24 protein-coding genes and 1 pseudogene are annotated in these 23,144 nt (G+C 64.9%); 14 read left to right on the top strand and 11 right to left on the bottom strand.

Annotation, left to right across the window (positions count from 1 at the left end; all coding sequences use genetic code 11):
- Positions 1-96: 96 nt before the first annotated feature.
- Together ABOZ73_RS08895 and ABOZ73_RS08900 are read left to right on the top strand one after the other, a co-directional pair.
- On the top strand, positions 97-1,695 hold the full coding sequence (locus tag ABOZ73_RS08895; RefSeq protein WP_369062391.1) for a matrixin family metalloprotease: 1,599 nt from the start codon (positions 97-99) through the stop codon (positions 1,693-1,695).
- 420 nt (positions 1,696-2,115) lie between these two features.
- Positions 2,116-4,878, top strand: coding sequence for a hypothetical protein (locus tag ABOZ73_RS08900; RefSeq protein WP_369062392.1), 2,763 nt, complete (start codon positions 2,116-2,118; stop codon positions 4,876-4,878).
- A 130-nt stretch (positions 4,879-5,008) separates the two neighbouring features.
- On the opposite strand, the gene ABOZ73_RS08905 is transcribed toward ABOZ73_RS08900, so the two are convergent.
- The 6 genes from ABOZ73_RS08905 to rfaE1 all read right to left on the bottom strand — a co-directional run bounded on the left by ABOZ73_RS08905 (position 5,009) and on the right by rfaE1 (position 11,124).
- Complete coding sequence (locus ABOZ73_RS08905) at positions 5,009-5,791, bottom strand: hypothetical protein (protein ID WP_369062393.1); 783 nt, start codon at positions 5,789-5,791, stop codon at positions 5,009-5,011.
- A gap of 82 nt (positions 5,792-5,873) precedes the next feature.
- The gene (locus tag ABOZ73_RS08910; RefSeq protein WP_369062394.1) at positions 5,874-7,130 is read right to left on the bottom strand and encodes a glycosyltransferase; all 1,257 of its coding nucleotides are present in this window, start codon (positions 7,128-7,130) and stop codon (positions 5,874-5,876) included.
- A gap of 274 nt (positions 7,131-7,404) precedes the next feature.
- The gene (locus ABOZ73_RS08915) at positions 7,405-8,247 is read right to left on the bottom strand and encodes a DUF3618 domain-containing protein (protein ID WP_369062395.1); all 843 of its coding nucleotides are present in this window, start codon (positions 8,245-8,247) and stop codon (positions 7,405-7,407) included.
- On the bottom strand, positions 8,244-8,633 hold the full coding sequence (locus ABOZ73_RS08920) for a phage holin family protein (protein WP_369062396.1): 390 nt from the start codon (positions 8,631-8,633) through the stop codon (positions 8,244-8,246). The genes ABOZ73_RS08915 and ABOZ73_RS08920 overlap by 4 nt, the downstream gene beginning before the upstream one ends.
- A 3-nt stretch (positions 8,634-8,636) precedes the next feature.
- Positions 8,637-9,338 carry a hypothetical protein gene (locus ABOZ73_RS08925; protein WP_369062397.1) on the bottom strand — a complete coding sequence of 234 codons (702 nt, stop codon included), beginning with the start codon at positions 9,336-9,338 and terminating at the stop codon, positions 8,637-8,639.
- Positions 9,339-9,669: 331 nt separating this feature from the next.
- Entirely contained in the window at positions 9,670-11,124 is a 1,455-nt protein-coding gene (gene rfaE1 / locus ABOZ73_RS08930; RefSeq protein WP_369062398.1) for a D-glycero-beta-D-manno-heptose-7-phosphate kinase, read from the bottom strand.
- Between the two features lie 133 nt (positions 11,125-11,257).
- On the opposite strand from rfaE1, the gene rfbC reads away from it, so the two are divergent.
- The 6 genes and pseudogenes from rfbC to ABOZ73_RS08960 all read left to right on the top strand — a co-directional run.
- Positions 11,258-11,833, top strand: a complete 576-nt coding sequence (gene rfbC, locus ABOZ73_RS08935) for a dTDP-4-dehydrorhamnose 3,5-epimerase (RefSeq protein ID WP_369062399.1) — start codon at positions 11,258-11,260, stop codon at positions 11,831-11,833.
- Positions 11,830-12,882, top strand: coding sequence for a dTDP-glucose 4,6-dehydratase (rfbB, locus tag ABOZ73_RS08940; RefSeq protein WP_369062400.1), 1,053 nt, complete (start codon positions 11,830-11,832; stop codon positions 12,880-12,882). Before rfbC ends, rfbB begins: the two co-directional genes overlap by 4 nt.
- 57 nt (positions 12,883-12,939) lie before the next feature.
- Positions 12,940-13,827: a glucose-1-phosphate thymidylyltransferase RfbA gene (rfbA, locus tag ABOZ73_RS08945; RefSeq protein WP_369062401.1), complete on the top strand. Its 888-nt coding sequence runs from the start codon at positions 12,940-12,942 to the stop codon at positions 13,825-13,827.
- 53 nt (positions 13,828-13,880) lie between these two features.
- On the top strand, positions 13,881-14,114 hold the full coding sequence (vapB, locus tag ABOZ73_RS08950) for a type II toxin-antitoxin system VapB family antitoxin (RefSeq protein WP_369062402.1): 234 nt from the start codon (positions 13,881-13,883) through the stop codon (positions 14,112-14,114).
- Positions 14,114-14,524 (top strand): tRNA(fMet)-specific endonuclease VapC, encoded by a 411-nt coding sequence (gene vapC, locus ABOZ73_RS08955; RefSeq protein WP_369062403.1) that lies wholly within the window; start codon positions 14,114-14,116, stop codon positions 14,522-14,524. The genes vapB and vapC overlap by 1 nt, the downstream gene beginning before the upstream one ends.
- Positions 14,518-14,682, top strand: a pseudogene (locus tag ABOZ73_RS08960) (pyridoxal-phosphate dependent enzyme); the annotation flags it as partial. The gene vapC and the pseudogene ABOZ73_RS08960, both read left to right, overlap by 7 nt.
- Before the next feature lie 25 nt (positions 14,683-14,707).
- Here ABOZ73_RS08960 and ABOZ73_RS08965 read toward each other — a convergent pair.
- Both ABOZ73_RS08965 and ABOZ73_RS08970 read right to left on the bottom strand, forming a co-directional pair.
- Entirely contained in the window at positions 14,708-15,079 is a 372-nt protein-coding gene (locus tag ABOZ73_RS08965) for a type II toxin-antitoxin system VapC family toxin (protein ID WP_369062404.1), read from the bottom strand.
- Complete coding sequence (locus ABOZ73_RS08970) at positions 15,076-15,255, bottom strand: type II toxin-antitoxin system VapB family antitoxin (RefSeq protein ID WP_369062405.1); 180 nt, start codon at positions 15,253-15,255, stop codon at positions 15,076-15,078. Before ABOZ73_RS08970 ends, ABOZ73_RS08965 begins: the two co-directional genes overlap by 4 nt.
- 160 nt (positions 15,256-15,415) lie before the next feature.
- Here ABOZ73_RS08970 and ABOZ73_RS08975 point away from each other — a divergent pair, with 160 nt between their 5' ends.
- The 3 genes from ABOZ73_RS08975 (at position 15,416) to ABOZ73_RS08985 (ending at position 18,069) form a co-directional block, all read left to right on the top strand.
- The gene (locus ABOZ73_RS08975) at positions 15,416-16,618 is read left to right on the top strand and encodes a threonine ammonia-lyase (protein WP_369062406.1); all 1,203 of its coding nucleotides are present in this window, start codon (positions 15,416-15,418) and stop codon (positions 16,616-16,618) included.
- Positions 16,619-16,631: 13 nt separating this feature from the next.
- Positions 16,632-17,123 (top strand): FKBP-type peptidyl-prolyl cis-trans isomerase, encoded by a 492-nt coding sequence (locus tag ABOZ73_RS08980; RefSeq protein WP_369062407.1) that lies wholly within the window; start codon positions 16,632-16,634, stop codon positions 17,121-17,123.
- Between the two features lie 109 nt (positions 17,124-17,232).
- Positions 17,233-18,069 (top strand): hypothetical protein, encoded by an 837-nt coding sequence (locus tag ABOZ73_RS08985; protein ID WP_369062408.1) that lies wholly within the window; start codon positions 17,233-17,235, stop codon positions 18,067-18,069.
- Here the strand turns inward: ABOZ73_RS08985 and ABOZ73_RS08990 are convergent.
- On the bottom strand, positions 18,066-19,001 hold the full coding sequence (locus ABOZ73_RS08990; RefSeq protein ID WP_369062409.1) for a DUF808 domain-containing protein: 936 nt from the start codon (positions 18,999-19,001) through the stop codon (positions 18,066-18,068). The two genes, ABOZ73_RS08985 and ABOZ73_RS08990, sit on opposite strands and share 4 nt — an antisense overlap.
- Positions 19,002-19,208: 207 nt before the next feature.
- Between ABOZ73_RS08990 and ABOZ73_RS08995 the strand changes: the two genes are divergently transcribed.
- Positions 19,209-19,805, top strand: coding sequence for an arylesterase (locus ABOZ73_RS08995; protein WP_369062410.1), 597 nt, complete (start codon positions 19,209-19,211; stop codon positions 19,803-19,805).
- A 59-nt stretch (positions 19,806-19,864) separates the two neighbouring features.
- Entirely contained in the window at positions 19,865-20,299 is a 435-nt protein-coding gene (locus ABOZ73_RS09000) for a hypothetical protein (RefSeq protein WP_369062411.1), read from the top strand.
- 199 nt (positions 20,300-20,498) lie between these two features.
- Here ABOZ73_RS09000 and purU read toward each other — a convergent pair whose 3' ends face one another.
- Complete coding sequence (gene purU / locus ABOZ73_RS09005) at positions 20,499-21,341, bottom strand: formyltetrahydrofolate deformylase (RefSeq protein ID WP_369062412.1); 843 nt, start codon at positions 21,339-21,341, stop codon at positions 20,499-20,501.
- 154 nt (positions 21,342-21,495) lie between these two features.
- On the opposite strand from purU, the gene argE reads away from it, so the two are divergent.
- On the top strand, positions 21,496-22,674 hold the full coding sequence (gene argE / locus ABOZ73_RS09010; protein ID WP_369062413.1) for an acetylornithine deacetylase: 1,179 nt from the start codon (positions 21,496-21,498) through the stop codon (positions 22,672-22,674).
- Here the strand turns inward: argE and ABOZ73_RS09015 are convergent.
- Positions 22,671-23,081, bottom strand: coding sequence for a BLUF domain-containing protein (locus tag ABOZ73_RS09015; RefSeq protein ID WP_369062414.1), 411 nt, complete (start codon positions 23,079-23,081; stop codon positions 22,671-22,673). The genes argE and ABOZ73_RS09015 overlap by 4 nt on opposite strands.
- Positions 23,082-23,144 lie beyond the last annotated feature (63 nt).

Genomic DNA, 23,144 nt, shown 5'->3' on the forward strand with positions numbered 1-23,144 from the left:
TGACGCAGAGATTTCACGTCACAGCCCCCCCCAAATGGGGGATGTGGCGGCCATGATCCCCCCGTAGCTTCCGGCCAACGGGCGATGGGAGAAGTGATGCCGGTCTTGAGTGGAGAGCGTTGGCAGTCGAGCGGCGCGACGACCACGGTGACGTGGAGCTTTGCGACATCGAACTACGCCAGCCTGAAGACGCAATATAGCGGCTATCGGGACTTTTCGACCTCCATCAACAGCGACTTTCGTGACGAGATCATCGCCGCGTTCAACGCCTGGGAGGCGGTCGCCAACATCGACTTCGTGCAGGTGGCCGACGCCGCCTCGGTCAACATCCGCATCGGCGACTATGCGATCGACGGCCGCGCTGGGCCGGGCGGCCAATCCACCTTGGGCCAGGCCCACAACTGGTGGAGCGGGACCTACTACAAGGCCGCCCAGATCGTCTTCGACGTGGACGCCTACGACAGCTCGGCGGACTTCTACTGGACCGCGCTTCACGAGATCGGCCACTCCATCGGGCTTGATCACGCCACCTTTTCGACGTCGGTCATGTACTATCTGAAGACGGCCAGCTCCGCCGCCACCCTGACCGCCGACGACATCGCCGGCGTTCGAGCCATCTACGGCGCGCCCGGATCGGGTGGCACAGGCGGCCCGACCGGCGACGACTACGCTGCGAACGCGTCGACCTTGGGCCGCGTCGCTGTCGGCGGCGCGGTCGGGGGCGTGATCGAGACCGGCGGCGACGTGGATTGGTTCAAGGTCGAGCTGACCGCGGGTCGCGCCTACCGCCTCGACCTGAAGGGCAAGTCCTCAAGCCAAGGCACCCTTGAAGATCCTTATCTCGAATGCTTCAACGCCGCCGGGGTGAAGGTCGACTTCATCGATGACGGCGGCGTAGGTCTCGATTCCTCTGACATTTTCAGGCCGGTCACGACGGGGGTCTATTATCTGGCGGCGTCCAGCTTTGAAGACGACGAGACCGGCACGTACCGCCTGTCGGTGACCGACACTTCAGCGCCCGGCGGCTCAGCTGCCGTCACGACGGCCGCGCAGAACATTCTTCGCCTGTCCAGCAACGTCCAAGTGTCTGACCTATCGAGCCGTGTCGCTGCAGGCTCCCTGAGCCTTTCAGCGGCGATAGGCGAGCTTGTGAAGGCAGCGGACGCCACGACGTCGGTGGCGAGACTCAGCTACCAGTTCTTCACGGGGAAAATCCCCGGCGGTCCGGGCCTGGACTATCTTGTCTCGCCCACCGGTCCGAACCCCAACAATCTCAACAGCCCCTACTTTCAGTCCTTCAACCTTGAGAACCGCTACATCAACTTTGCGGTGAACCTAGGCCGCGACGGCGAAGGCAAAGCGGCTTTTCAGGCCGAGTACGGCGGCCTGTCGTTGTTCGCCGCCACCAAGAAGGCCTACGGCAAGATCTTCGGCAACACGCCGGAGGACACCAGGGTCACTGCGCTCTTGTCCGGCGGACGCGACGGCTATTTCGCAAGTTATGGGGCAGATGGCCCGAACGGCCAGGGCACCAAGGCCGCCATGGTCGGATGGCTCTTGGCTGAGGCGGAAAAGGCCGACCTTGGGATCTATGCCCGCTCAAACGCCGCCTTCCTCACCGACCTCGCTGACGGGGCGGCCTACGGCGTCGATCTGGTTGGCGTCTACGGCCAGGCAAGCTTCAACTACGGGTAGGGCGAAGCGCAGACTTGACCGGCAGGCTAGATGGGCAGGGCTTGGCGGACCGCAGCGGCGCCTTGGCGATCAGCAAAAGCGCTGAGACGTTGGCGGCGCGGCAGGTTCACGTGCGTTTTCGGCGTGCCCGCCATGTCGGCGGTTTACGGGTAACCGCGTGACGCCCGTGTCCGACACCGGCAGTCACGAAGAAGCTGAATATTTTCAACACGCGATCCTCGATAGGGCTCGTGTGCTGCGAAAACCACCTCAGCCGCCCAGGCGGCTTTGTCACTACAAATGATGACAGCCGAGGAAAATATTCGAAGTAGCGGCCAACAAAACTCTATGCCCCATTAACGCTTCCCCGTTTAGGTCGCCGGTGAATTGCTGGCGCTGCCAAGCAAAAGATACGACGCCGTATAGTTTTAGGGGAACATCATGGCTGCAGTTCAATCGATAGATCTTCCAAGCAACGGCACTTATACGCGCTTGGAGATGCTGACATTCGATGTGAACTTCGATTCAGACATCAGCATCTCTTCGGGCGTTCCCAGGCTAAGGCTACAGGTCGGCGCGCAGGAGATCGACGCGCAGTATCTGGGTGTGACCGGTGCAAGCACGCTGTCCTTTCAATATCACGTGCTAGCAGGCGCCTTTGACGGCGACGGGATCACGGTTCTGGGGCTCACCGGAAATGTTGTCGACCAAGACGGCGACCCGGCAGACCTCTCGCTGGGCGGCCTCCTAGGGGATACCAGCGGCATCCTTGTCGACGCCGTCATTCCTCAGGTTCAGTCAATCGTCCGAGCCAGTTCCGCCGCAGAGATCACGAACGCAAGCTCCGTTGCGTTTACGGTGACCTTCAGCCGAGATGTCGTGAACGTCAGCGCCGGCGATTTCGAGGTCGGCGGCGCTGCGACGGGCGACATCTCAGTTAGCGGCAGCGGCTCGGTCTACACCGTCACGGTCAGCAACATCTCTGGCGCAGGCGCGCTTCGCCTTGATCTTAAGTCCGCCGCCAACATCGACATCCAGGATGCGGTAGGAAACCCCTATCTGATGCCTATGCCCTTCACCACGGGCGAGCCCTACCTGGTCGACAAAAACGCGCCTGCGGTCACCTCCGTCGCGGCGCCGAGCGCGCTCACATATGGGGCGGGCGCCGAGCTTTCCTTCGTCGTCAATTTTGACGAAGCCGTGACCGTAACGGGCAATCCTCAGTTGAGCCTGACGATCGGGTCAAGCACGGTCCAGGCTGCGTACGCCAGCGGTTCCGGGACTACCGCCCTTTCTTTCAGATACACGGTCGTCAGCGGCCAGCTGGATGCGGACGGCGTAACTGTGGGCGCTCTTGGTCTGAATGGCGGCTCGATCCGCGACGCGGCGGGCAACGCCGCTACACTCACGTTAAATAGCGTCGGATCGACGAGCGGCGTCCTTGTTGATGCGTACGTGCCGCTCGAGGTTGAAAGCATCGACGGCCCGGACGCCGACACCTACGCCGTGGGACAAACCCTTGAGTTCAAGGTGACCTTCAATGGCGACGTCGAGGTCGCGGGAGCGCCACGCATCGCACTGACGATCGGCGGTGATACGCGCTACGCCACCTACGCCTCCGGCGATGGCTCCGACACTCTGACCTTCACCTACGAGGTTCAGAGCGGCGATAGCGACGCCAACGGCATCGCGACAGCCTCAACCATCGAGCTGAATGGCGGCTCGATCAAAAAGCACGGGTCCAACCGCGACGTCGACCGCGACTTACCAGCGATCTCGGGCCTTTCTTCAGTACTGGTCGATGGTGTCGCGCCTGAGGTGTCGGACATCGTACGCGTAGGCTCTGCAACCCCAACCAACGCAACGTCTGTTCAATATACCGTCACCTTCAGCGAGGTGGTGACGGGGGTCGATTTGACCGACTTCACGCTGACGAGCAACGGCGACGCCACGGGAGACATCGCCGTCACGGGCTCTGGCTCTTCCTATACGGTCACCGCTTCGAACATCACAGCTGAGGGCAGTCTGGGCCTCAACCTCAAGGGCTCCGGCACCGGTATCGTCGATGCTCACGGCAACGCTATCGCAACGGGCATTGTTTATGGCCAAGAGCACATCATCGACACCACCCCGCCCGCCCCACCGACTTTCAACGTCGTGGCGGCAGATGACGTGATCAGCGCCAGTGAAGTGAGCGGCCTGACCATCACGGGCGCCACCGAGCTTGACACCACCGTGTCGCTCACCATCGGAGGCCAAGTCCGCGCAGCGACCGTAACGGGCACGAACTGGAGCTACAGCGTCACGGCCTCTGACCTTACCAACATGGGGGCGGGGACCGAGACCCTGAAGATCGTAGCTAAGGACGCTGCCGGCAACGCCAGCTTGGTCGAGACGCTCAGCATCTCAGTGGAAAACGCCGCTGTTCCCGTAGACGACACCGCTCCACCGACGCCCCAGCCATCAACTCAGGAACAGCTGAAAGCCGCGCTGACTGACGCAGAGGTGATGGCACGATTTAGCCAGAGCATTAGCTCTGTCCGGAGCGTCAAGGAGCACTTGGGAGTCGATGGCGGCCTCAACGTCCACGTGAACCTGGGCCAAGCCACTGCCAGGTTCCTGGAGGGGATAACTTCGAAAGAAGAGTTCGAAAAAGAAATCACCAAGGCGGTTCTGCCGACCACAGGCGTGGCCCACAGCGTCTACAAGTACTTCACCGGCTCACCGCCGACCGAAGCTGGAATGGAGTACTTGATCGATTCCGCCGCAAATCCCAACGACTTGACCGACCCGTACTACCAAAAGTTCAGTGTCGAGAACCGCTTCATCAACTTCGCCGTCAACCTTGGCAAAGAAGGCGAAGGACGCGCCAAGTTCGAGGCGGACTACGGCGCGCTGACGTTCTCAGAGGCTGTTTCAAAGGCGTACGGCGAAATCATCGGGTTCAACAACGCCGCAAATTTCGGCGTCGATATCGAAAAGGCGCTGACCTACATCGAATCGCAGCGGGCCTATTTCGAAACTCTCGGCGGCGACCCCATAGGCGCCAAGGCGGCGATGATCGGTTACGTGATCAGCGTTAGTCACTCCCAAGAGGTCGGTGAATATCACCAGTCACTTCTCTTCAGCATAGGTGCGAAGCTCACCGGCGTTACTGGATCCGGCGCCGGGTTTTCGCCCATGGGAGACTGGGATTTGATCTAGCTTCGGATTGCGTCATGACCGGCGGCGGTTCCAGCCCCCAGCTGGTCGGTTTAATGCCGCGTTCGCGCTAACAACAAAGGCCGGAGCAGCAAGCTGTTCCGGCCTTTTCCTCATATTGGATCAGACGATCCTACGCCGCCATCAGGGCAAGGAAGTCGTTCTGATTGAGGTTGGCGTAGGCCACCTGCACCCCGCCGCTCATGGCGGCGGCCGAATAGATGTCGATCGGCAGGATGTGGAATTGCCCATCCTCGACGACCCCGTCACCGGGCATCGGGAACGGGAGAATGTGGAACTCACCTTCATTCACCGGGCCGTCACCGGGCATTGGGAACGGCAGGATGGTGACCACGCCGTCATCACCCGGCATCGGGAAAGGCTGGATCGTGAAAACGCCATCGCCGGTCTCGACAAAGGCGCCGCCCTTTCCCGGAAGCGGGTACGGAAGGATCGTGAACTGGCCATCATTGACGGGGCCGCCGATCACTTCGCCGTCTCCCGGCATCGGGAACGGCAGGATATGCATTTCGCCGTCGAGGATGGGCATGGGCGAGGCGAAGCTGTCGTCCGCTGGGATGAAGCCCGCGCCGCCCACATAGAGGTAGCCGTCTTCCTGCCCGTCGCCGTTGAAGTCGATGGAAAGGCGGGTGGAGCCGTCGGTCATGCGGCCTTCGCCCAGGATCGCGGCGTTGGGGCCCAGCAGGCTGAGGTCCAGGCTATCGCCGTCGCCAAAATCGGTGATCGCGCCAAGGCGCAGCGATTGTTCGCCCGCGACGGCGGCTGCGATGACAAAGATGTCCTTGCCGCCATTGCCGACCGCGATGGTCCCGGTCTCGAGGATGATGCGGTCATCGCCCTGCGTTCCGACCACGGAGCGGATGCGCGCGTCCTGGCCGGGGGTGGAATTCGCCATGGTCTAAAACTCCAAGCGCGGACGCGAACGGCGCCGCTTGAAGTTCAGTAACAACGAATCCAGTAAAAACGCAATGTACGTTTCATGACATCCCCCAGCGGCCGACGCCGGTCTTGGCCAGCGCCTCGCGCGTCCACGCGTGCTTCAGGCTGGAGACGGCCGCCCGCCCCTCGCGGCCGATGGCGGCGCGCAGGGCCTGATCATCCGTCAGGCGACGAATGCCTTGCGCCGCCGCGTCCAGGTCCGGATCAGCCCACATCTGGCGGCGGTATCGGCCGCTGGAGTCCGCGGCCTTGATCAGCCGATAGGGCACGAGCGCGTCCGGCAGCCCCGCCATGAACTCCATATTGCCCGACCATGCTGTGGCCAGGGCGGCGCGGCCCAGCGCCAGGGCCTCGGCCGGAACGAGGCCGAACCCCTCGGCGCGATGGAGCGACAGCACCACGTCGGCCGAACTGAGCAGGCGCTGCACGTCGTCGGCGTCATACTCCTCGATCAGCAGCCGGATGTCGGGTCGGCCTGCGATTTTAGCCCCCAGCGCACGCATGGCCGCGGCGTCCGTTTGAGCCTGGACTAGCTTCAAGGTGAGGGCGGCCTTGTCCTGGGCCTTGGGAAAGGCCCGTATGAACGCCTCAACCGCGCCCAAGGGGTTTTTGCGCGCGGCGCTGGAGCGAAGGTCCGCCATGGCCAGAAAGTTCACGCGCCCCGGCAGGAAGGCGAATTTCTCCGGAGCGGGACTTGGCGTCACGTCTGGCAGCGGATGCGGCATGGATCGCACCTGCACGCCGCAGCCGGCCAAGCTGTCGGCGGTGAACTGGGAAGGCGTCCAGATTTCGTCGAAGAAGCGCGTCGCCTTCAGCCAATCCTTAGGCGCCTGCGGCAACTCCCATGCCCAGTAGCCGATGCGGTAGCGGCCAAAGAGATCCTCGCGGCGCACCCGGTCGAACAGGGCGATGGCTTCTGGCGCGTTGCAATGTTGCAGCCAAACCCCGCCCTCGCCCGGCAGAGCGACATTGGCGAAACCCGGCGTGCGGATGGCGGCGCGCGCGTCGTGGCGGATGACCTGATAGCCGGCGTCTTCAAGCGCCTGGGCAGTCAGGCGGCCGCCACGACCAATGCCCAGGGCCTCGTTGTGAAAGCCGGAAACCACCACCGGACCGGGCTTAAGATCGACGCCCAACCCAGCCAGACGCGAGCGCCTATGCCGCGCGCCAATCACCGCGGCCACCGCGCGGCCGGCCACTGCGCGGCCTGCGAGGGGCAAAGGGGCGGCGCGCCAAAGGGCTTGAGCGATCTTGAGGGCGGGGTTTTTCAGCTCGCCCAGGGTCGAGGAGGTCATGCCCCGCTCATAAACCCCAGATCGTCAGTGGTCACCCTTTGGCGGCGATCGCAAAGCTTACAGGATGAACGACGCCACCGCGGCGACGACGACCACGAGACCCACGATGTAAATGATGCTGTTCATTGAACTTCCTCCTCAAAGTTACGCGGAGAAAAATCGTAGATCCGTCAGGCGTTCCAAACTTGACCTCAAGCCTCGGCCTTGTGGCCCCCGCGCTAGAAAGAAGGGCCGCTCTTACGAGCGGCCCTCTCAAAGCTGAAGAGGCCGGAGCCTAGCGAGCTTGATCTTGAATGTCGGCGCGGGCCGCCTCGATGCCCCGTTCCACCACGCTTTGCGCTTTCTCGAGAAGCGAGCCGCCTTCCTGGCCGCCCACCAAGCCTTGCTGCTCGGCCTCGTCACGCACCTCATCGTAGACGGTCGCCGCGACGTGCTTGGCGCTTTGAACCCCGCGCTCGGCGAAGCTGCGACCTTCATCGAGCATCTTGTCGCGGGCTGATCCGAACGTGCGGTCTTCCAGGTCGGTCGAAGGCAGGGCGGCGCCCAGCGCGGCGCCGACGGCCAGACCAAGTCCCCCCAGGACCAGAGGCTCACGCTCCATGAGGGCATTGAACCCTGACGACGTCTTGGCCGACAGGCCCGCTGCGGCGGCGCTCGCTGAGTGACCGGCGTCCTTGATCGCATCGGCGGCCGAGCCCGCCAGGTTCTTGACCTGATCGGCGGCGTCGCTGGCCTTGGCTCCGATGGTCGCAGCGCCATCTGCAAGTTTCGAGGCTGCCCCCCGCGCCGCATCGCCGCCCTCGTCCTGCCCACCGGACTGTCGTCCGGTCAGGTCCCTATTCATGGCGTTCCACTGCGCGGTGGAGGGCTTGGCCTTGTCGCCGAGCATGAGCCAGGCGAACCCGGCCCCGATCATCGCCACAGCCAGAGGATTGTCGCGCACCTGGGCGCCCAGGTTGGCCGCCATCTGGGAGGAGCCGGAGCCCTTGAAGGCCGAGGTCAGCTCGTCGATGAGCTGACCGGGGCTCATCTTATCCTTCAGCGCTTCGACGGTGCGATCGAGGTCACTGCGGGTCTCTTCGACCTCGCGTTCGATTTCATGAGACGGACGGGTCATTGCACCTGCTCCTTGGCGAGGTGGACGTCTTTTTCCACCTGACGAATGGTTCGATCGGGAGTGAGATTGGAGATCTTGGCGGTCTTGGCTCCGGCCTTGAGCAGAACAACGCCAAGGACGGCGACGCCCACGCCCACCAGCAGCGCCGCCCAGGCCGGATCCATCACCTTGGACAGTGCCAGAACCAAGGCCTGGAGCAGGACCATCAAGGCTGCGAGCAGGCAGATGGCCCCGGCCGCCAACTCGCCACCGCCCTTGGCCAAGGTTTGAAGCTTCTCAGAGAACTCCGCGCGGACAAGCTCGGATTCTTTGCGCAGCAGCGTCGTCAGATCGCTTGTAAGGGAGCCCAGGAGCTGAGGGATCGATCGGTTTTCCGTATCAGACATCTCTTAAAGCCCCCGGATCGGCTGCTGCGGGTCAGTCTGGTTGGCCGGGTCTGCGGCTGCGTCTTGGCCTGCGCCTCCGACAAATTCAGCGGCGGTCAGATCACCAGCCAGATCCGCCATGTTCTGACCGGGGACCGTAGGCGTCGGCCTTTGGATGAGAGCCTGATCGACATCACCGCCCGCGCTCTCGGGCTGCCGCTCTGCACCCTGAGGCTGCGTTGTGCCGGACGGCTCAGCCGTACCGCCGCTCAGGTGATGCTCCGAACTACGAGCGAACCGGCCCAGGGCAAATCCAGCAAGCACCGAGCCCGCGACGAACGCCGTGGGATTGTGACGCCCGAAGTCGCGGACCGTATGGATCATCTCTTGGGGAGACTTGTCGCTGAGCGAACGGGTCAGTTGCTCAAGCCCATCCACGGCTTGACCGAGCAGCTGAGAGGCGAAGGTCTGATCCCGCTCTTCGAGTTCGTCGCCGGCTTTACGCATCGCAGCGGCGAAGTCCTCCATGGCGGTCGCGATCTGCGCCTTTTTGTCCTCGGCGGCGTGCTCTGCCTTGTCCTTGGCGCTCTGCGCGAAGGACCTAGCCTCGTCGGCGACATAATCCCTGGCTTGTCCCAGCGTCTCGCGGACCGCGTCCGCGTCGCTTCGCAGGGCGTCCGTCGAAGAGTTCGTGGCGGATGCGGGGGTTGGTGTGGGGTCTGTCATTTAATCCTCCAGCGATCAGGCAAGGCCGAGGAAAGACAGAACCGCGATGACGACGACCACAAGGCCGATCAAGTAGATTATGCTGTTCATCACAGACCCTCCTCAGCAAATGGCGCATGAGGAAGCTGTGGGGAAAAAGCTAGTTCCCGCTCAATAAGCTTCGCTGCGGAATAATTTGCAGTGAAGTTTATTATGGGGTGTCATTTTTACTGCACCTTGAACCAGAAGCAGGGTCGGAAAGCTGAGCCTTCCGACTTGCTCCTCTCAATTGCAAAATCGATGCGAGGCCCTGCGCGGATCACGGCGTGCCCCGCCATCCGACGGCGACCGGTTATCGAGCCGCCTTCGCTGCGATAGCCGTTGTGGACTGTCCATCGACGAGATTGGCCAGATAGATCCGCCCGCCCCTCGCCTTGACCACGTCGCCGCCGACGACCGCGTCCTCGGTGTAGTCAGCGCCCTTGATCAGGACGTCCGGAGCCAAGGCCTCGATCAGATTCAGCGGCGTCTCCTCGTCGAAGGCGACGACGGCGTCCACGCCCTTGATGGCGGCCATCACCCGGGCCCGAGCCTCCAGCGGCTGAATGGGCCGGGTGGGCCCTTTCAGACGCGAGACCGATGCGTCGGTGTTCAGGGCCACGATCAGCCGGTCACACTGCTCGGCCGCCTGCTTCAGTAGCGAGACGTGCCCCGGATGAACCAAGTCGAAGCAGCCGTTGGTGAAGCCGACGGTGAGGCCCTGGCGCGCCCAGTCGGCGCGCAGGTCGCTCATGGCCTTCAGCGGCAGCAGGCTCGTGATCCCGTCGGCCCGCTGAACAGGACCGCGAAGCTCGCTTATCAATTCGCTGGGCGTGGCCACCGCCGTGCCGTGCTTGGCGACCACCACCCCGGCGGCGGCGTTGGAAAGCCGCATGGCCGCCTCGATCCGTAGGCCCGAGGCCAGGCCCAAGGCCACAGCGGCGACCACCGTGTCGCCCGCGCCGGATACGTCGAACACCGACCGCGCCGTGGTCGCCAGATGCACCGGCTCGGCGCCGTCACGGAAAAGAGACATGCCCTTTTCCGAACGCGTCAGCAGGACCGCCGCGCCACTGACGGCGAAGGCCGCCGCCGCCGCGCCTTGCGCCTCGGCGTCGCTCTCGCAGGCCAGGCCCGTCGACAGCGCCAGCTCCTTGCGGTTCGGGGTGACGAAATCGGCGCCGCGATAGGCGCTCAGATCGCGCCGTTTGGGATCAACGATGGCCGTCGCGCCCTTGGCCTTGGCTAGCGCGAACAGCGCCGCCAGGACACGATCGCTGAGCAGGCCCTTGCCGTAGTCGGAGATCACCAGCACGCCGCCCTGGGCCAGCACCTTTGAGACGGCCGCCAGCACCGCGTCCTCGTGCTCGGCGCCCAGGGGCGTGCAGTCCTCGCGGTCGACGCGGATCATCTGCTGCTGGCCCGACAGGTAGCGCGTCTTCAGCGCCGTCGGACGCCCCACGGCCTTGACCAGATGGGCGGCGGCCGCCCCGTGCGCCGTCTCCAGAAGATCCGCCAGGCGCTCGCCGTCCGCGTCATCGCCCACCACGCCGACGAGGTCGGCCTGGCCGCCCAGCGCCAGGACATTGGCGGCCACATTGGCCGCGCCGCCCAGGGTCCACCGCTCGCCGTTCACATGCAGGACGGGCACCGGCGCCTCGGGCGAGACCCGGTCCACCTGGCCAAAAACATAGTGGTCGAGCATCAGGTCGCCGACGACGACAACACGGCCCCGGGCCAGTTGTCCGACCTGTTGGATATCCTGCATGCGCGCTCCGGCCCTGACGATCGCCAAGCTCTATCGCGGGCCCCGCCCGATGGAAATCCCGCACGATACGGATGCAATCATCGGCGTCTGCGAGTAAGGCGGGGGCTCGATAAGCCCTTGGACGCTCTCAGTCATGGACGTCAAACGTCTCGCGATTCCCGAAGTGATGGTCTTAAAGCCCCAGCGCGTAAGAGACGCGCGCGGCTTCTTCACCGAGCTCTACAGCTACGCCAAGACCGCAAAACTGGGCCTGCCAGTGTTCGTCCAGGACAATATGAGCCTGTCGGAGCAGGTCGGAACCCTGCGCGGCCTGCACTTCCAGACCCCGCCTCATCCTCAGGCCAAGCTGGTCAGCGTGCTGAGCGGCGCGGTCCTGGATGTCGCCGTGGACGCCCGCCGCGGCTCGCCCACCTTCGGCCAGCATGTGAGCCACGTCCTGGACGCCGATGGCGGCGAGCAGATGTTCGTGCCAGTCGGCTTCCTGCACGGCTTCGTCACCCTGAAGCCGGACACGCGGGTGATGTACAAGGTGTCCGACGTCTACGCGCCAGGCTGCGACGGATCGGTGCTGTGGAGCGATCCGGATCTGGCGATCGACTGGGGCCTGGGCGCTGATCAGGCGATCCTGTCGGCCAAGGACGAGGGCGCGCAACGTTTCGCGGACTTCGCCTCGCCCTTCGAGTACGCGCCGCCGGAGCCCGTCACGTGAAACTGCTCGTCACCGGCGGCGCGGGCTTCATCGGCTCGGCGGTCATCCGCCTGGCGATCGCGCGCGGCCTGTCGGTCGTCAACGTCGACAAGCTGACCTACTCGGCCAACCTTGCAAGCCTGGCGTCGGTCGAGGCGCACCCCGCCTACGCCTTCGAACAGGCCGACATCGCCGATGCGGCGGCCATGGCGCAGGCATTTCGCAAGCACCAACCCGACGCGGTGATACACCTGGCGGCCGAGTCGCACGTCGACCGCTCTATCGACGGACCGCTCGCCTTCGTGCACGCCAACGTCACCGGTACGGCCGTCCTGCTGCAGGCTGTTCGGGACTATCTGGAGGGCCTTGAGGGGAGCAAACGGAACGGCTTTCGCTTCCATCATGTGTCCACCGACGAGGTGTTCGGCGCCCTTGGAGTGGACGACCGGCCGTTCGATGAGAACACGCCTTACGCCCCCAACTCTCCCTATTCGGCTAGCAAGGCGGCGTCGGACCATCTGGTGCGGGCCTGGGGGGAGACCTTCGGCCTTCCCTATGTCTTGACCAACTGCTCCAACAACTACGGCCCCTGCCAGTTTCCCGAGAAGCTGATCCCGGTGACGGTGCTGCGCGCTCTGGCCGGCCAGACGATCCCGGTGTACGGCCAGGGCCTGAACGTGCGCGACTGGCTTTTCGTGGAGGATCACGCCGAGGCGCTTCTGCTGGTCCTGGAGAAAGGGCGGCTGGGCCAGACCTACTGCATCGGCGGCGAGGCCGAGCGGCGCAACATCGACCTGGTCAAGAGCCTCACCGCCGTTCTCGATCAATCGCGGCCGTCGTCGGCGCCCCACGCGGACCTCATCGAGTTCGTCACCGACCGTCCCGGCCACGACCTGCGCTACGCCATCGACATCGCCAAGATTCGCGGGGAACTGGGCTGGTCACCGCGCACCGCTATCGAGGAAGGTCTGGAGCGCACCGTGCGCTGGTACATGGACAATGAAGCCTGGTGGCGGCCGCTGCTGGCCCGCGACGGGGTCGGCCGGCGGCTCGGACTATCGTCCCACTGAGCCTGCGCTGTAGTATCGAGGCTGATCGGCCTGTCGGCCCAAGGAACAAGACCAAGAATGCGACGTGGGATCATTCTGGCGGGCGGCGCCGGCACGCGGCTGCACCCGCTGACCTTGGCGGTGTCCAAGCAACTGCTGCCCATCTACGACAAGCCGATGATCTACTATCCGCTATCGGTACTGATGCTGACCGGCATTCGCGAGGTGCTGATCATCACCACGCCCGAAGATGCGGACGCCTTTAAACGCCTGCTGGGCGACGGATCGCGGGTCGGCATGAAGCTGACCTATGCCGTCCAGCCCTCGCCCGACGGCCTGGCTCAGGCGTTCATCCTGGGCGAAGCGTTCCTCGACGGTGGTCCAAGCGCCCTCGTCCTGGGCGACAACATCTTCTACGGGGCGCAGTTCGGAGGCCGGCTCGCGGCCGCGAATGAACGCGAACAGGGCGCCACTATCTTTGGCTACACGGTGGCGGATCCCGGCCGCTATGGCGTCGTGGATTTCGCGCCCGACGGCCGCGTCCTGTCGATCGAGGAAAAGCCGGCCAAGCCGAAGTCCAACTACGCGGTGACCGGGCTCTACTTCTATGACGCCCAGGCGCCGGCCCTCGCCCACACGCTCAAGCCCTCGCCGCGAGGCGAGCTGGAAATCACCGACCTCAACCGCCTTTATCTGGAGAGCGGCGACCTGCGGGTCGAGCAGCTCGGCCGCGGCTTCACCTGGCTAGACACTGGCACCCACGACAGCCTGATCCAGGCCGGGGAGTTCGTCCGCACCCTGGAACAGCGCCAGGGCTTGAGGATCGGGTCGATTGAGGAGATCGCTTTCAACAAGGGATGGATCGACGCCGATGCGCTCCTCGCCGCCGCGGGCGGCGTGCGTAATGACTATTCCGACTATCTGCGGGGGCTTGCGCTCGGCGAGATCACCCCCAGCGCAGTCTAATGAAAATCCTCGATTGAAGATTCAGCCTCCATGGATATACATAGCGTATATCCATGGAGGTCATCATGGTTCGAACTTCTCTTTTTCTTTCCAACCGCTCGCAGGCGGTTCGCTTGCCTAGGGATGTCGCTTTTCCTGAAGGCGTCAGCGCGGTCACCATCGTCAAGGAAGGCAAGAAGCGGATCATCATGCCTGCCAACGCCGCCTGGGACGATTTTTTCGACGAACCCGGCATCGACCTAGGCCCGCGTATGCAGCCGTCTCAGTCGGATCGAGAAACATTCTGATGCTACGGTACGCACTCGATACGAACCTTTGCATCAGAGTGCTGCGGGACCGCCCGCCGCAAGCGCGAGAGCGCTTTAACGCGACAAGCGACAGTCTGAGCATATCAACAGTTGTGCTGACGGAGTTGTTGGTAGGCGCGAGAAAATCAGACCGCCCCGAGCAAAACTTAGCCCGGGTCGAGCACTTCGCGGATCGGCTCGAAGTCCTCGCCTTCGATGCAGCAGCCGCGGACCATGCCGCGGACATCCGCGCGCGGCTCGAGGCCAAAGGATCGCCGATTGGGGCTTATGACGTGCTCATAGCGGGTCACGCCCGAAGCCAAGGACTGATCCTGATCACCGGAAATCTGCGAGAATTTCAGCGCGTTGAAGGATTGCGCTGCGAGGACTGGCTCGCGGCGAAGAGCTAGCGGGCGCGGAGGTGTGGGTGAAGTTCGAGAACCTGCAGTTCACCGCCGCCTGCAACGAGCGTGGCGCGCTCAACGAGCTGCTGCGGCTGTCCGAGACAGAGACGAAGCGCAGCGTCATCGCCGCCAGCGCAAGCAACCACGCCCAGGGCCTGGCCTATCGCGCGCCCCGTTTGAGAAGCGCCGCTAGTGCGCTGCCAAGAAGGCGACGCCCAACTCAGAGGCGATGAGCGCCAGCCTTCGATCATTCGACCAAAGTTGCGCGTCGGGCGTCACGAGCGCTGAAGCCAGCAGGTGAACATCAAAATATCCGACGCCTCGCCCGTGAAGCGACTTACGTTCGACAAGGTCCGTCACTTCGCTATCGCGCGCGACAACGGCCTGGGGCAAGCGCCTCAAGGACGTCAGAACAATGTCTCTCCGGCGCAGGTTTCCAAGAGCGATTTCGCCCGAGATGAAAGGGTGACAGAGCACCTGCCGCCCCTCGAGCAGCCGAACAAGCTGGTCGTTCGGTTCGCGAAAATGCCCGACCCATACCGAAGAATCGACCAGGATCATGCGGGGAAGGAACGCCTGCGTGCGATAGGTTCAAGCCCCGGCTCTGACCCGCCCAACGCTGCAAGCCGGCGAGCGCTCTCACGTTCGATCAACGCCTTGAGGGCCTCTCGAACCAAAGCAGACTTTTCCTTTAGTCCCAGCAGAGCCTGCGCTTCAGCCAGGAGGTCGTCGTCCATGGTCAACGTAGTGCGCACGTCAGCCTCCTTCAGGCACGAATTTGTTCATCAGATGATGCCCCAGCGCGCACCAATAAGACAAGCTAACCCGCCGCCGTGATTGCGCCGGGCCTTACGCATCGTTAGGTTCCGCCCCTCTCCTCCCCAGCCGGGCAGACCCATGACCCTCGACCTTGAGGCCATCCGCGCCGCCGCAGCGCGCCTGGAAGGCCACATCGAACGCACGCCCTGCCGTCACTCCAAGACGCTGTCCAAGATCACGGGCGCCGAGGTGTGGGTGAAATTCGAGAACCTGCAGTTCACCGCCGCCTACAAGGAGCGCGGCGCGCTCAACAAGCTGCTGCTGCTGTCCGAGGCCGAAAAGAAGCGCGGCGTCATTGCCGCCAGCGCCGGCAACCACGCCCAGGGCCTGGCCTATCACGCCACCCGTCTGGGCGTGCCGGTGACCATCGTCATGCCGCGCACCACGCCGTTCGTGAAGGTGCAGCATACCCGCGATTTTGGCGCCGAGGTGGTGATCGACGGCGAGACCTATGACGACGCCAACGCCACGGCGCGCCGGCTGCAAGAAGAGCGCGGCCTGGTCTTTGTGCATCCCTTCGACGACTACGACGTCATGGCCGGCCAGGGCACCATCGCGCTCGAGATGCTCGACAAGGTTCCGGACCTGGAGATCCTGCCCGTGCCGATCGGCGGCGGCGGTCTGATCAGCGGCGTGGCCACGGCGGCCAAGGCCTTGAGCCCCGACATCCGAATCATCGGCTGCGAGCCGGCCATGTATCCGTCCTTCACCGCCCGCATGCGCGGCGTCACCGCCCAGTGCGGCGGCCAGACCATCGCCGAAGGCATCGCGGTCAAGCAGGTCGGCGAGAAGACCTATGGCCAGGTCCGCCCCCTGATCGACGACGTCCTCCTGCTTGAGGAGCCGTACATGGAGCAGGCGGTATCGCTCTACGCCAATGTCGAGAAGACCATCGCCGAGGGCGCCGGGGCGGCCTCGCTCGCCGCCCTGCTCGCCTACCCCGAGCGCTTCCGGGGCAAAAAGTGCGGCCTGATCCTGTGCGGCGGCAACATCGACACCCGCCTGCTGGCCTCGGTCCTGACCCGCGAACTGGTGCGCGCCCAGCGCCTGGTGTCCCTTCGCATCGTCGGCGACGACCGTCCGGGCCTGCTGGCCACCGTCTCGCAGACCATCGGCGACTATGGCGCGAACATCATCGAGGTGGCCCACAACCGCCTCGCCCTGGACGTGCCGGCCAAGGGCGCGGAGTTCGATGTGACCATCGAGACCCGCGACGCCCAGCACACCCAGGAAATCATCGACGCCCTGCGCGCCGCCGGCTATCCGCCGCGCACCGTCTAAGAAGGCACGGATCATGTTCAAGAAGATCGCCCTGGCGCTCGCCGCCACCCTCGCCCTGGTCGGCTGCGGCCCAAGCAAGGAGGCCAAGGCCAACCTCGCCGCCTCGGACGCCTTCATGGCCGAGAACGCCAAGAAGCCGGGCGTGGTCACCCTTCCCAGCGGCCTGCAGTACCAGGTCGTCCGCTCGGGCCCCGAGACCGGCGGCCACCCGACCCTCAAGGACGAGGTGAAGGTTCACTACGAAGGCAAGCTGCTGGACGGCACCGTATTCGACAGCTCCTACGAGCGCGGCGCCCCGGCGACCTTCCCGCTGGAAGGCTTGGTCCCGGCCTGGCGCGAGGCGATCCCGCTGATGCGCCCGGGCGACGAATGGACCCTCTTCGTGCCGCCGTCGCTGGGCTACGGCGCCCAGGACAAGGGCCCGATCCCCGGCAACAGCGTGATGGTCTTCCGCATCGAGCTGATCGACTTCCTGTCGGCCGGCGGAGCCCCGGCCCAGGGCTGAGTTCGAGAGCGCGCCCAACGCGCGTTTTCACGCAAACGTCGCGCGCGCGTCGCCCTACTGTCGCGGGCGGGACTTAGGTCCTGCCGCATTGACGAGAAGGATGCTCCAGATGTCGTACGCGCGCGCCGGTCTTGGCCTGATGCTTCTGATGGCCTCCTCCGTCCTGTCGGCCGCCCACGCGGCGCCGGTCGACATGGGGCAGGCGCAGGTGGTGCGCCGTTATCCCGCGCCGGAAGCGCGCCAGGGCGTGGCGGTCGATCGCGACCACATCTACGCCGTCGCTAATTTCACGATCGCCAAGTACGACAAGAAGACGGGCGCCAAGCTGGCCGAGTGGAAGGGTGACCCCGTCCGCTACCCGCATATCAATTCGTGCACGCTCATCGCCAGGGAGCTGGTCTGCGCCAGCTCCAACTTCCCGGCGACGCCGCACTGGAGCTCTGTGGAGTTCTTCGATCCGAAGACCCTAAAACACCTGCGCACCATATCGCTGGGCCTGGGCACGGGCTCTGTCACCTGGGTCGAGCGCCGCGACGGCTTCTGGTACGCGGCCTTCGCCAACTATGACGGCAAGGGCGGCGAGGCGCCGCGCGACCACCGCCACACGATCCTGATCAAGTTCGACGACCAGTGGCGACGCACGGAGGCCTGGAGCTTTCCGCAGACCGTGCTGGAGCGGTTCGCGCCCATGAGCTCGTCCGGCGGCGGCTTTGGGCCCGACGGCCGACTGTACATCACCGGCCACGACCACAAGGAGCTCTACGTCCTGGATTTCCCCAAGGAGGGCGGTCCGGTCCTGGAGCATGCGGCGACCATCGGCGTCGATATCGAGGGCCAGGCCGTCGATTGGGACGAGACGGACGCGGGGATGATCTATGGCATCAACCGCTCGACGCGCGAGATCGTAGCCCTGCGCATCCCGCCGGTCCCCGCCAAGCGGCCTTAAGCCTTCTTGCGCTTGGGGATCAGGTGGATGATCCCGGCGATGACCGCGCCGACCACCAGGCCGAAGGCCGCGTAGGCGGCGGCCATGGCCGCCCACCCGCTGGCCGCCCCGATGCCGGGAACGGTCGCGGCGGCATGGCTGACGACCTCCACCGCGTGCTCCACGGCGGACAGGCCGAAGTGGTCGAGCCCGTGCACCACGATGCCGCCGCCCACCCACAGCATGGCGACGGTGCCGATATAGGTCAGCGCCTTCATGATCCCCGGCATGGCCTTGACCATGCCGCGCCCCAGGGTCTTGACGCCGGCTGGCCGGCGGCGGGCCAGGTTGAGGCCGATGTCGTCCATCTTCACGATGAAGGCGACCGCGCCATAGACCACCACGGTGATCAGCAGGCCGACCACCGCCAGGGCGGCGGCCTGGATAGCCAAAGACTGGTCCGACACCTCCGAAAGCGCGATGGCCATGATCTCGGCCGACAAGATCAGGTCGGTGCGGATGGCGCCCGAGACCTTCTGGTTCTCCAGATCCTTGGCGCTCAGCGCCAAGCCTTGCGTCTCCTCATGCTCGCCATGGGGGAGCAGCTTCTCAATGATCTTCTCGGCGGCTTCGAAGCACAGATAGGCGCCCCCGCACATCAAGATTGGGGTCACCAGCCAGGGCGCGAACGCGCTGAGCAGCAGCGCCCCCGGCAACAGGAACAGCATCTTGTTGCGGATCGAGCCCAGCGCGATTTTCCAGACGATCGGCAGCTCACGGTCCGGCGTGAACCCCATGGCGTAGCCGGGGGTGACGGCGGTATCGTCGATCACCACCCCGACGGCCTTCGACCCGGCCTTGCCGGCGGCCGCGCCGATATCGTCCACCGAGGCGGCGGCGATCTTGGCGATGCCTGCCACGTCATCCAGCAGTGCGACTAGTCCCGAGGCCATGGGCGCTCCTAAGGTAGAGGTTGCGATCCGTTACGGCCGCGCTCGCCGAAGGTAAAGCGCCAGACGGTCGGGGAGTTTCGAAACGCGCGGCGCTTGATGACAGCTGCGAAACGCTTGGCCGCAAATCCGCCGACATGACGCCCCGCAACTGATGCTGTCGGTCGCTATTCAGGGGCTATGGACTCAGCACTTCCTCGACGGGGAATCTTGGCCGGACTGGCGAGCGGCCTCGCGGGCCCGGGCTTGGCGCGGAGCCGGCCCACACTGACGATACTGGGCGACTCCATCACCTCAGGCTATGGCTTGCGCCCGGCCGACAGCCTGCCGCGTCAGCTTGGTCTGGCTTTGGCTCGCCGCGGCGCCGACTGGCGCGTTCATGGCGCCGGCGTCGCGGGCGACACCACCGGCCGGGCGCTACAGCGGCTGGACCGCAGTCTGGCGGCGAACACCCGTCTTTGCATCGTGGCGCTCGGCGCCAACGATGTGCTGATCGGCGCGCCGCCCGAACAGTTCGGCGCCAACCTCACGAGCATTCTTGACCGGCTGTCGTCTCGGCGCATCCCGGTCATTTTGGCCGGACTGCGCCTGCCGCCCTATCTGGGGGCGCGTTACGCCGACGACTTCAACGCCGTTTTTGCTGACCTTGGACGCCGCGCCGGCGTGACGCTGATCCCCAATTGGCTGGAAGGCGTCGTAGGCGACCCAAGGCTCAATCAGCCCGACCGCATACACCCCAACGCCGCCGGCGTGCGGCGGATCGCCGAGCGGCTGGCCGATGCTGTCGTCAAGGTCGCACCGCGTTGACGGATCTAGCGCGCGGCCTACATGTTTTACTCAAGTAGAATGGGGAGCAGGAGAACATCATGAAGACGACCGTTTCCGCCCTCTGCCTCGCCCTGGCGCTAAGCGCCGGCCTGACAGCCGCCGCTCAGGCCGCCCCGTCCAAGGCCACCGTCGCCCGTGAAGCCAAGGCCCAGGCCCGCCTGGCCAAGGCTCTGGAAGGCCGCACCCCGGGCGAGCCCGTCCGCTGCCTGCGCCTGACCGACATCCGATCGAGCCGGATCTATGACCGCACCGCCATCGTCTATGAGGGCCTTGGCGGCGTGCTTTACGTCAACAAGCCCCGCTCGGGCGCCCACACGCTCGACAGCAGCGACGTGCTGGTCACCCGCACCTATACCGGCGACCTGTGCAGCATCGACATCGTTCATCTGTGGGACCCGATGAGCCGCATGCAGAACGGCTTCGTCGGCCTGGGCGAGTTCGTGCCGTACAGGAAAGTGGCGCAGGCTAAGTAAGATTCATCGTCTCAACGCTTCAGGTTGTCTTCCGGAGGCCTCGGCCGCGTCTCAACGCGTTCCATCAGCTCGTCCATCAAGCTGACGCGCGGGCGAAAGCCTCGCCGCCTCAGCCACGGAGCAATCTTCCACGCCGCGATGAAGAATCCGATCAGGACGATCGCTGCGAAGGCGTTAGCGAAGGGAGAATGGTTCACGGTCAGTCGGTGAAGACGACCGTCTTCTTGCCATTCAGCAGCACCCGGTCTTCCAGCCGCCAGCGCAGGGCGCGGGCCAGGACGCGGCGTTCGATGTCGCGGCCCTTGCGGACTAGGTCTTCGGGCGTGTCGCGGTGGCTGATGCGCTCCACGTCCTGCTCGATGATCGGGCCTTCGTCGAGGTCGGCGGTGACGTAGTGGGCGCTTGCCCCGATCACCTTCACCCCCCGCTCGTGCGCCTGGTGATAGGGCTTGGCGCCCTTGAACCCCGGCAGGAACGAGTGGTGGATGTTGATGCAGCGGCCTTCCAGCTTGGCGGCCAGGCCGTCGGACAGCACCTGCATGTAGCGGGCGAGGACGACGATGTCGGTCTTGGTGTCCTTGATCAGCTTCCAAAGCTCGGCTTCCTGCTCGAGCTTGGTGGCCTTGCTTACCGGCAGATGGTGGAAGGGCAGGCCGTCCAGGTCCACGTGCGGATAGATGTCGCGCGGGTGGTTGGAGACCACCGCCGAGATATCCATCGGCAGCTCCTCGATCCGCCAGCGATAGAGCAGGTCGGCCAGGCAGTGATCCGACTTGGACGCCAGGATCATCACCCGATACCGGTCAGTGCGGTCGCGCAGGGTCCAGGTCATGGACAGCTGACCGGCCAGGGCCCCGAACTCGTCGCGCAGGGTCTGGGGATCGGCGCCCTCGGCGTCGAACACCACCCGCATGAAGAAGACGCCGGTCTCCTGGTCGTCGAATTGCTGAGCGTCAAGGATGTTGCAGCCGCGCTCGAACAGGAAGGTGGAGACGCGTGAGACGATGCCGCGCTGGTCGGGACAAGAGAGGGTCAGGATCATGGTCCGCGCTCTTTAGCTTCGCTGGCCCGGCTTTTCCACAGGATGAGCGCTATCGAGGCTTTTAGCGGGGCTATGGCCGGGCATTTGGCGATTGTCACGTTTCATCACGCAGCAGGCCTTGGGTCGGGCGGCCCTGGTCCCTTAAGCTGCCGTCATGTCGTCCGCCGAAGTTCTTGCTCCCCGCGCCATCGACCTGCTCGCCAGGCTGATCGCCTTCGACACCACCTCGCGCCTGTCCAACCTTGTCCTGATCGAGTGGGTGGAGGCCTACCTCTCCGGGCTGGGCGTCAGCGCCCGGCGAGTGCCGAACGCCGAAGGGACCAAGACCAACCTGATGGCCACCCTCGGTCCCGACATCGAGGGCGGCGTGATCCTGTCGGGCCATACCGACGTAGTGCCCGTTGACGGCCAGCCCTGGTCCACCGATCCCTTCGTCCTTACCGAGAAGGACGGCCGCCTCTATGGCCGGGGGACCTGCGACATGAAGGGGTTCCTGGCCCTGGCCCTGGCCGCCGCACCGGACCTGGCCGCGAGGCGACTGAAGCGGCCGGTGCATCTGGCCTTCTCCTATGACGAGGAGGTGGGCTGCCTGGGCGCGCCGGACATGATCGCCGCCTTCGCCGCCGAGGTCCCCAAAGCCGCCGCCGTGATCGTGGGCGAACCCACGCTCATGCAGGCGGTCAGCGGCCACAAAGGCATCTCCACCTTCAAGGTCACCGTCACCGGCCGCGAGGCCCATTCGAGCATGACCCACCTGGGCGTCTCGGCGAACATGGTGGCGATCCGGCTGATGAGCCACCTGTCGGAGCTGGCGCAGACCCTGGCCAGGGAGGTGGACCCCGCCTCGCTGTTCACCCCGTCCTGGCCCACCCTGACCATCGGCCAGGTGAACGGCGGTACGGCGGTGAACATTCTGGCCCGCCAGTGCGTGTTCTTCTTCGACCTGCGCTGCCCGCCCGGCCGCGATCCGCAGGCGATACTGACCGACTTCTTCGCCCTCGCCGAGCAGTTGGACGCCGAGGTGAAGGCCAAGGCCCCGGAGGGCGGGGTCAAGGTCGAGGTCCGCTCCTCGACCCCCGCCTTCGCGCCCGAGACGGAAGGGGCGGCCGAGGCCCTGGCCCGACGCCTGGCCGGCGACAACGGCCCGCCGCGCGTGGCCGCCTACGCCGCCGAGGCGGGACAGTTCCAGGGCGCCGGCTTCTCGACCGTGATCTGCGGCCCAGGCTCCATCGATCAGGCGCACCAGCCCGACGAGTATGTGGAGATCAGTCAGATGGAGCGCGGCGCCGCCTTCATGGCGCGGTTGATCTCGGAGATGACGGCCAAGCCCTAGCGCAACCAGCGCCGAAAGCTGTCGAGCACGACCTCCAGACGAGCAGATTCCGGCCCCGGGGTGATCTCCACCTCGCGCAGCCCCTGGCGGAAGGCCTGCTGGGCGTCGTCCAACCGGTCTGCATCGACCAGCGCCATCGACCAGTTGGAGAAGGCGCGCGACTGGGCGGGTTCATCAAGCACGCGCACCAGATCCTTGTGACGCCGGTCGCGGGCGATTTGCGCATACAGCGCCTCGACCGCGCCGGGCGGGCCTTCCAGGAATTGCAGGAAGCTTCCGTCGTAGTGACAAAGGAGCCCCGTGATATCCAGGCGTGCGTTGTTGGACCGGGCCGAGGCCAGGATCGTGGATAACTGATCGGGTTCGGCCCTGGCCGTCGACGAGCTGAAGTAGGCGATCCGCTGCATTCGTCGTCCCGGCAAAAACGCACCTTGTCGCCAAAAAACCTTAACAAAAGTGATGAGCGTACC

The sequence above is a fragment of the Caulobacter sp. 73W genome (genome assembly GCF_041021955.1).
Lineage (GTDB): Bacteria > Pseudomonadota > Alphaproteobacteria > Caulobacterales > Caulobacteraceae > Caulobacter.

Coding starts and splice junctions, on each gene's coding strand:
- argE (WP_369062413.1), top strand. CDS start 21,496: ATGTCGTCCGCCGAAGTTCTTGCTCCCCGCGCCATCGACCTGCTCGCC.
- ABOZ73_RS08910 (WP_369062394.1), bottom strand. CDS start 7,130: ATGACCTCCTCGACCCTGGGCGAGCTGAAAAACCCCGCCCTCAAGATC.
- vapB (WP_369062402.1), top strand. CDS start 13,881: ATGGAGGTCATCATGGTTCGAACTTCTCTTTTTCTTTCCAACCGCTCG.
- ABOZ73_RS08970 (WP_369062405.1), bottom strand. CDS start 15,255: ATGGACGACGACCTCCTGGCTGAAGCGCAGGCTCTGCTGGGACTAAAG.
- ABOZ73_RS08965 (WP_369062404.1), bottom strand. CDS start 15,079: ATGATCCTGGTCGATTCTTCGGTATGGGTCGGGCATTTTCGCGAACCG.
- ABOZ73_RS08980 (WP_369062407.1), top strand. CDS start 16,632: ATGTTCAAGAAGATCGCCCTGGCGCTCGCCGCCACCCTCGCCCTGGTC.
- ABOZ73_RS08925 (WP_369062397.1), bottom strand. CDS start 9,338: ATGACAGACCCCACACCAACCCCCGCATCCGCCACGAACTCTTCGACG.
- ABOZ73_RS08985 (WP_369062408.1), top strand. CDS start 17,233: ATGTCGTACGCGCGCGCCGGTCTTGGCCTGATGCTTCTGATGGCCTCC.
- rfaE1 (WP_369062398.1), bottom strand. CDS start 11,124: ATGCAGGATATCCAACAGGTCGGACAACTGGCCCGGGGCCGTGTTGTC.
- ABOZ73_RS08920 (WP_369062396.1), bottom strand. CDS start 8,633: ATGTCTGATACGGAAAACCGATCGATCCCTCAGCTCCTGGGCTCCCTT.
- ABOZ73_RS09000 (WP_369062411.1), top strand. CDS start 19,865: ATGAAGACGACCGTTTCCGCCCTCTGCCTCGCCCTGGCGCTAAGCGCC.
- ABOZ73_RS08905 (WP_369062393.1), bottom strand. CDS start 5,791: ATGGCGAATTCCACCCCCGGCCAGGACGCGCGCATCCGCTCCGTGGTC.
- ABOZ73_RS08895 (WP_369062391.1), top strand. CDS start 97: ATGCCGGTCTTGAGTGGAGAGCGTTGGCAGTCGAGCGGCGCGACGACC.
- ABOZ73_RS08975 (WP_369062406.1), top strand. CDS start 15,416: ATGACCCTCGACCTTGAGGCCATCCGCGCCGCCGCAGCGCGCCTGGAA.
- ABOZ73_RS09015 (WP_369062414.1), bottom strand. CDS start 23,081: ATGCAGCGGATCGCCTACTTCAGCTCGTCGACGGCCAGGGCCGAACCC.
- rfbC (WP_369062399.1), top strand. CDS start 11,258: ATGGACGTCAAACGTCTCGCGATTCCCGAAGTGATGGTCTTAAAGCCC.
- ABOZ73_RS08990 (WP_369062409.1), bottom strand. CDS start 19,001: ATGGCCTCGGGACTAGTCGCACTGCTGGATGACGTGGCAGGCATCGCC.
- ABOZ73_RS08915 (WP_369062395.1), bottom strand. CDS start 8,247: ATGACCCGTCCGTCTCATGAAATCGAACGCGAGGTCGAAGAGACCCGC.
- ABOZ73_RS08900 (WP_369062392.1), top strand. CDS start 2,116: ATGGCTGCAGTTCAATCGATAGATCTTCCAAGCAACGGCACTTATACG.
- purU (WP_369062412.1), bottom strand. CDS start 21,341: ATGATCCTGACCCTCTCTTGTCCCGACCAGCGCGGCATCGTCTCACGC.
- vapC (WP_369062403.1), top strand. CDS start 14,114: ATGCTACGGTACGCACTCGATACGAACCTTTGCATCAGAGTGCTGCGG.
- rfbA (WP_369062401.1), top strand. CDS start 12,940: ATGCGACGTGGGATCATTCTGGCGGGCGGCGCCGGCACGCGGCTGCAC.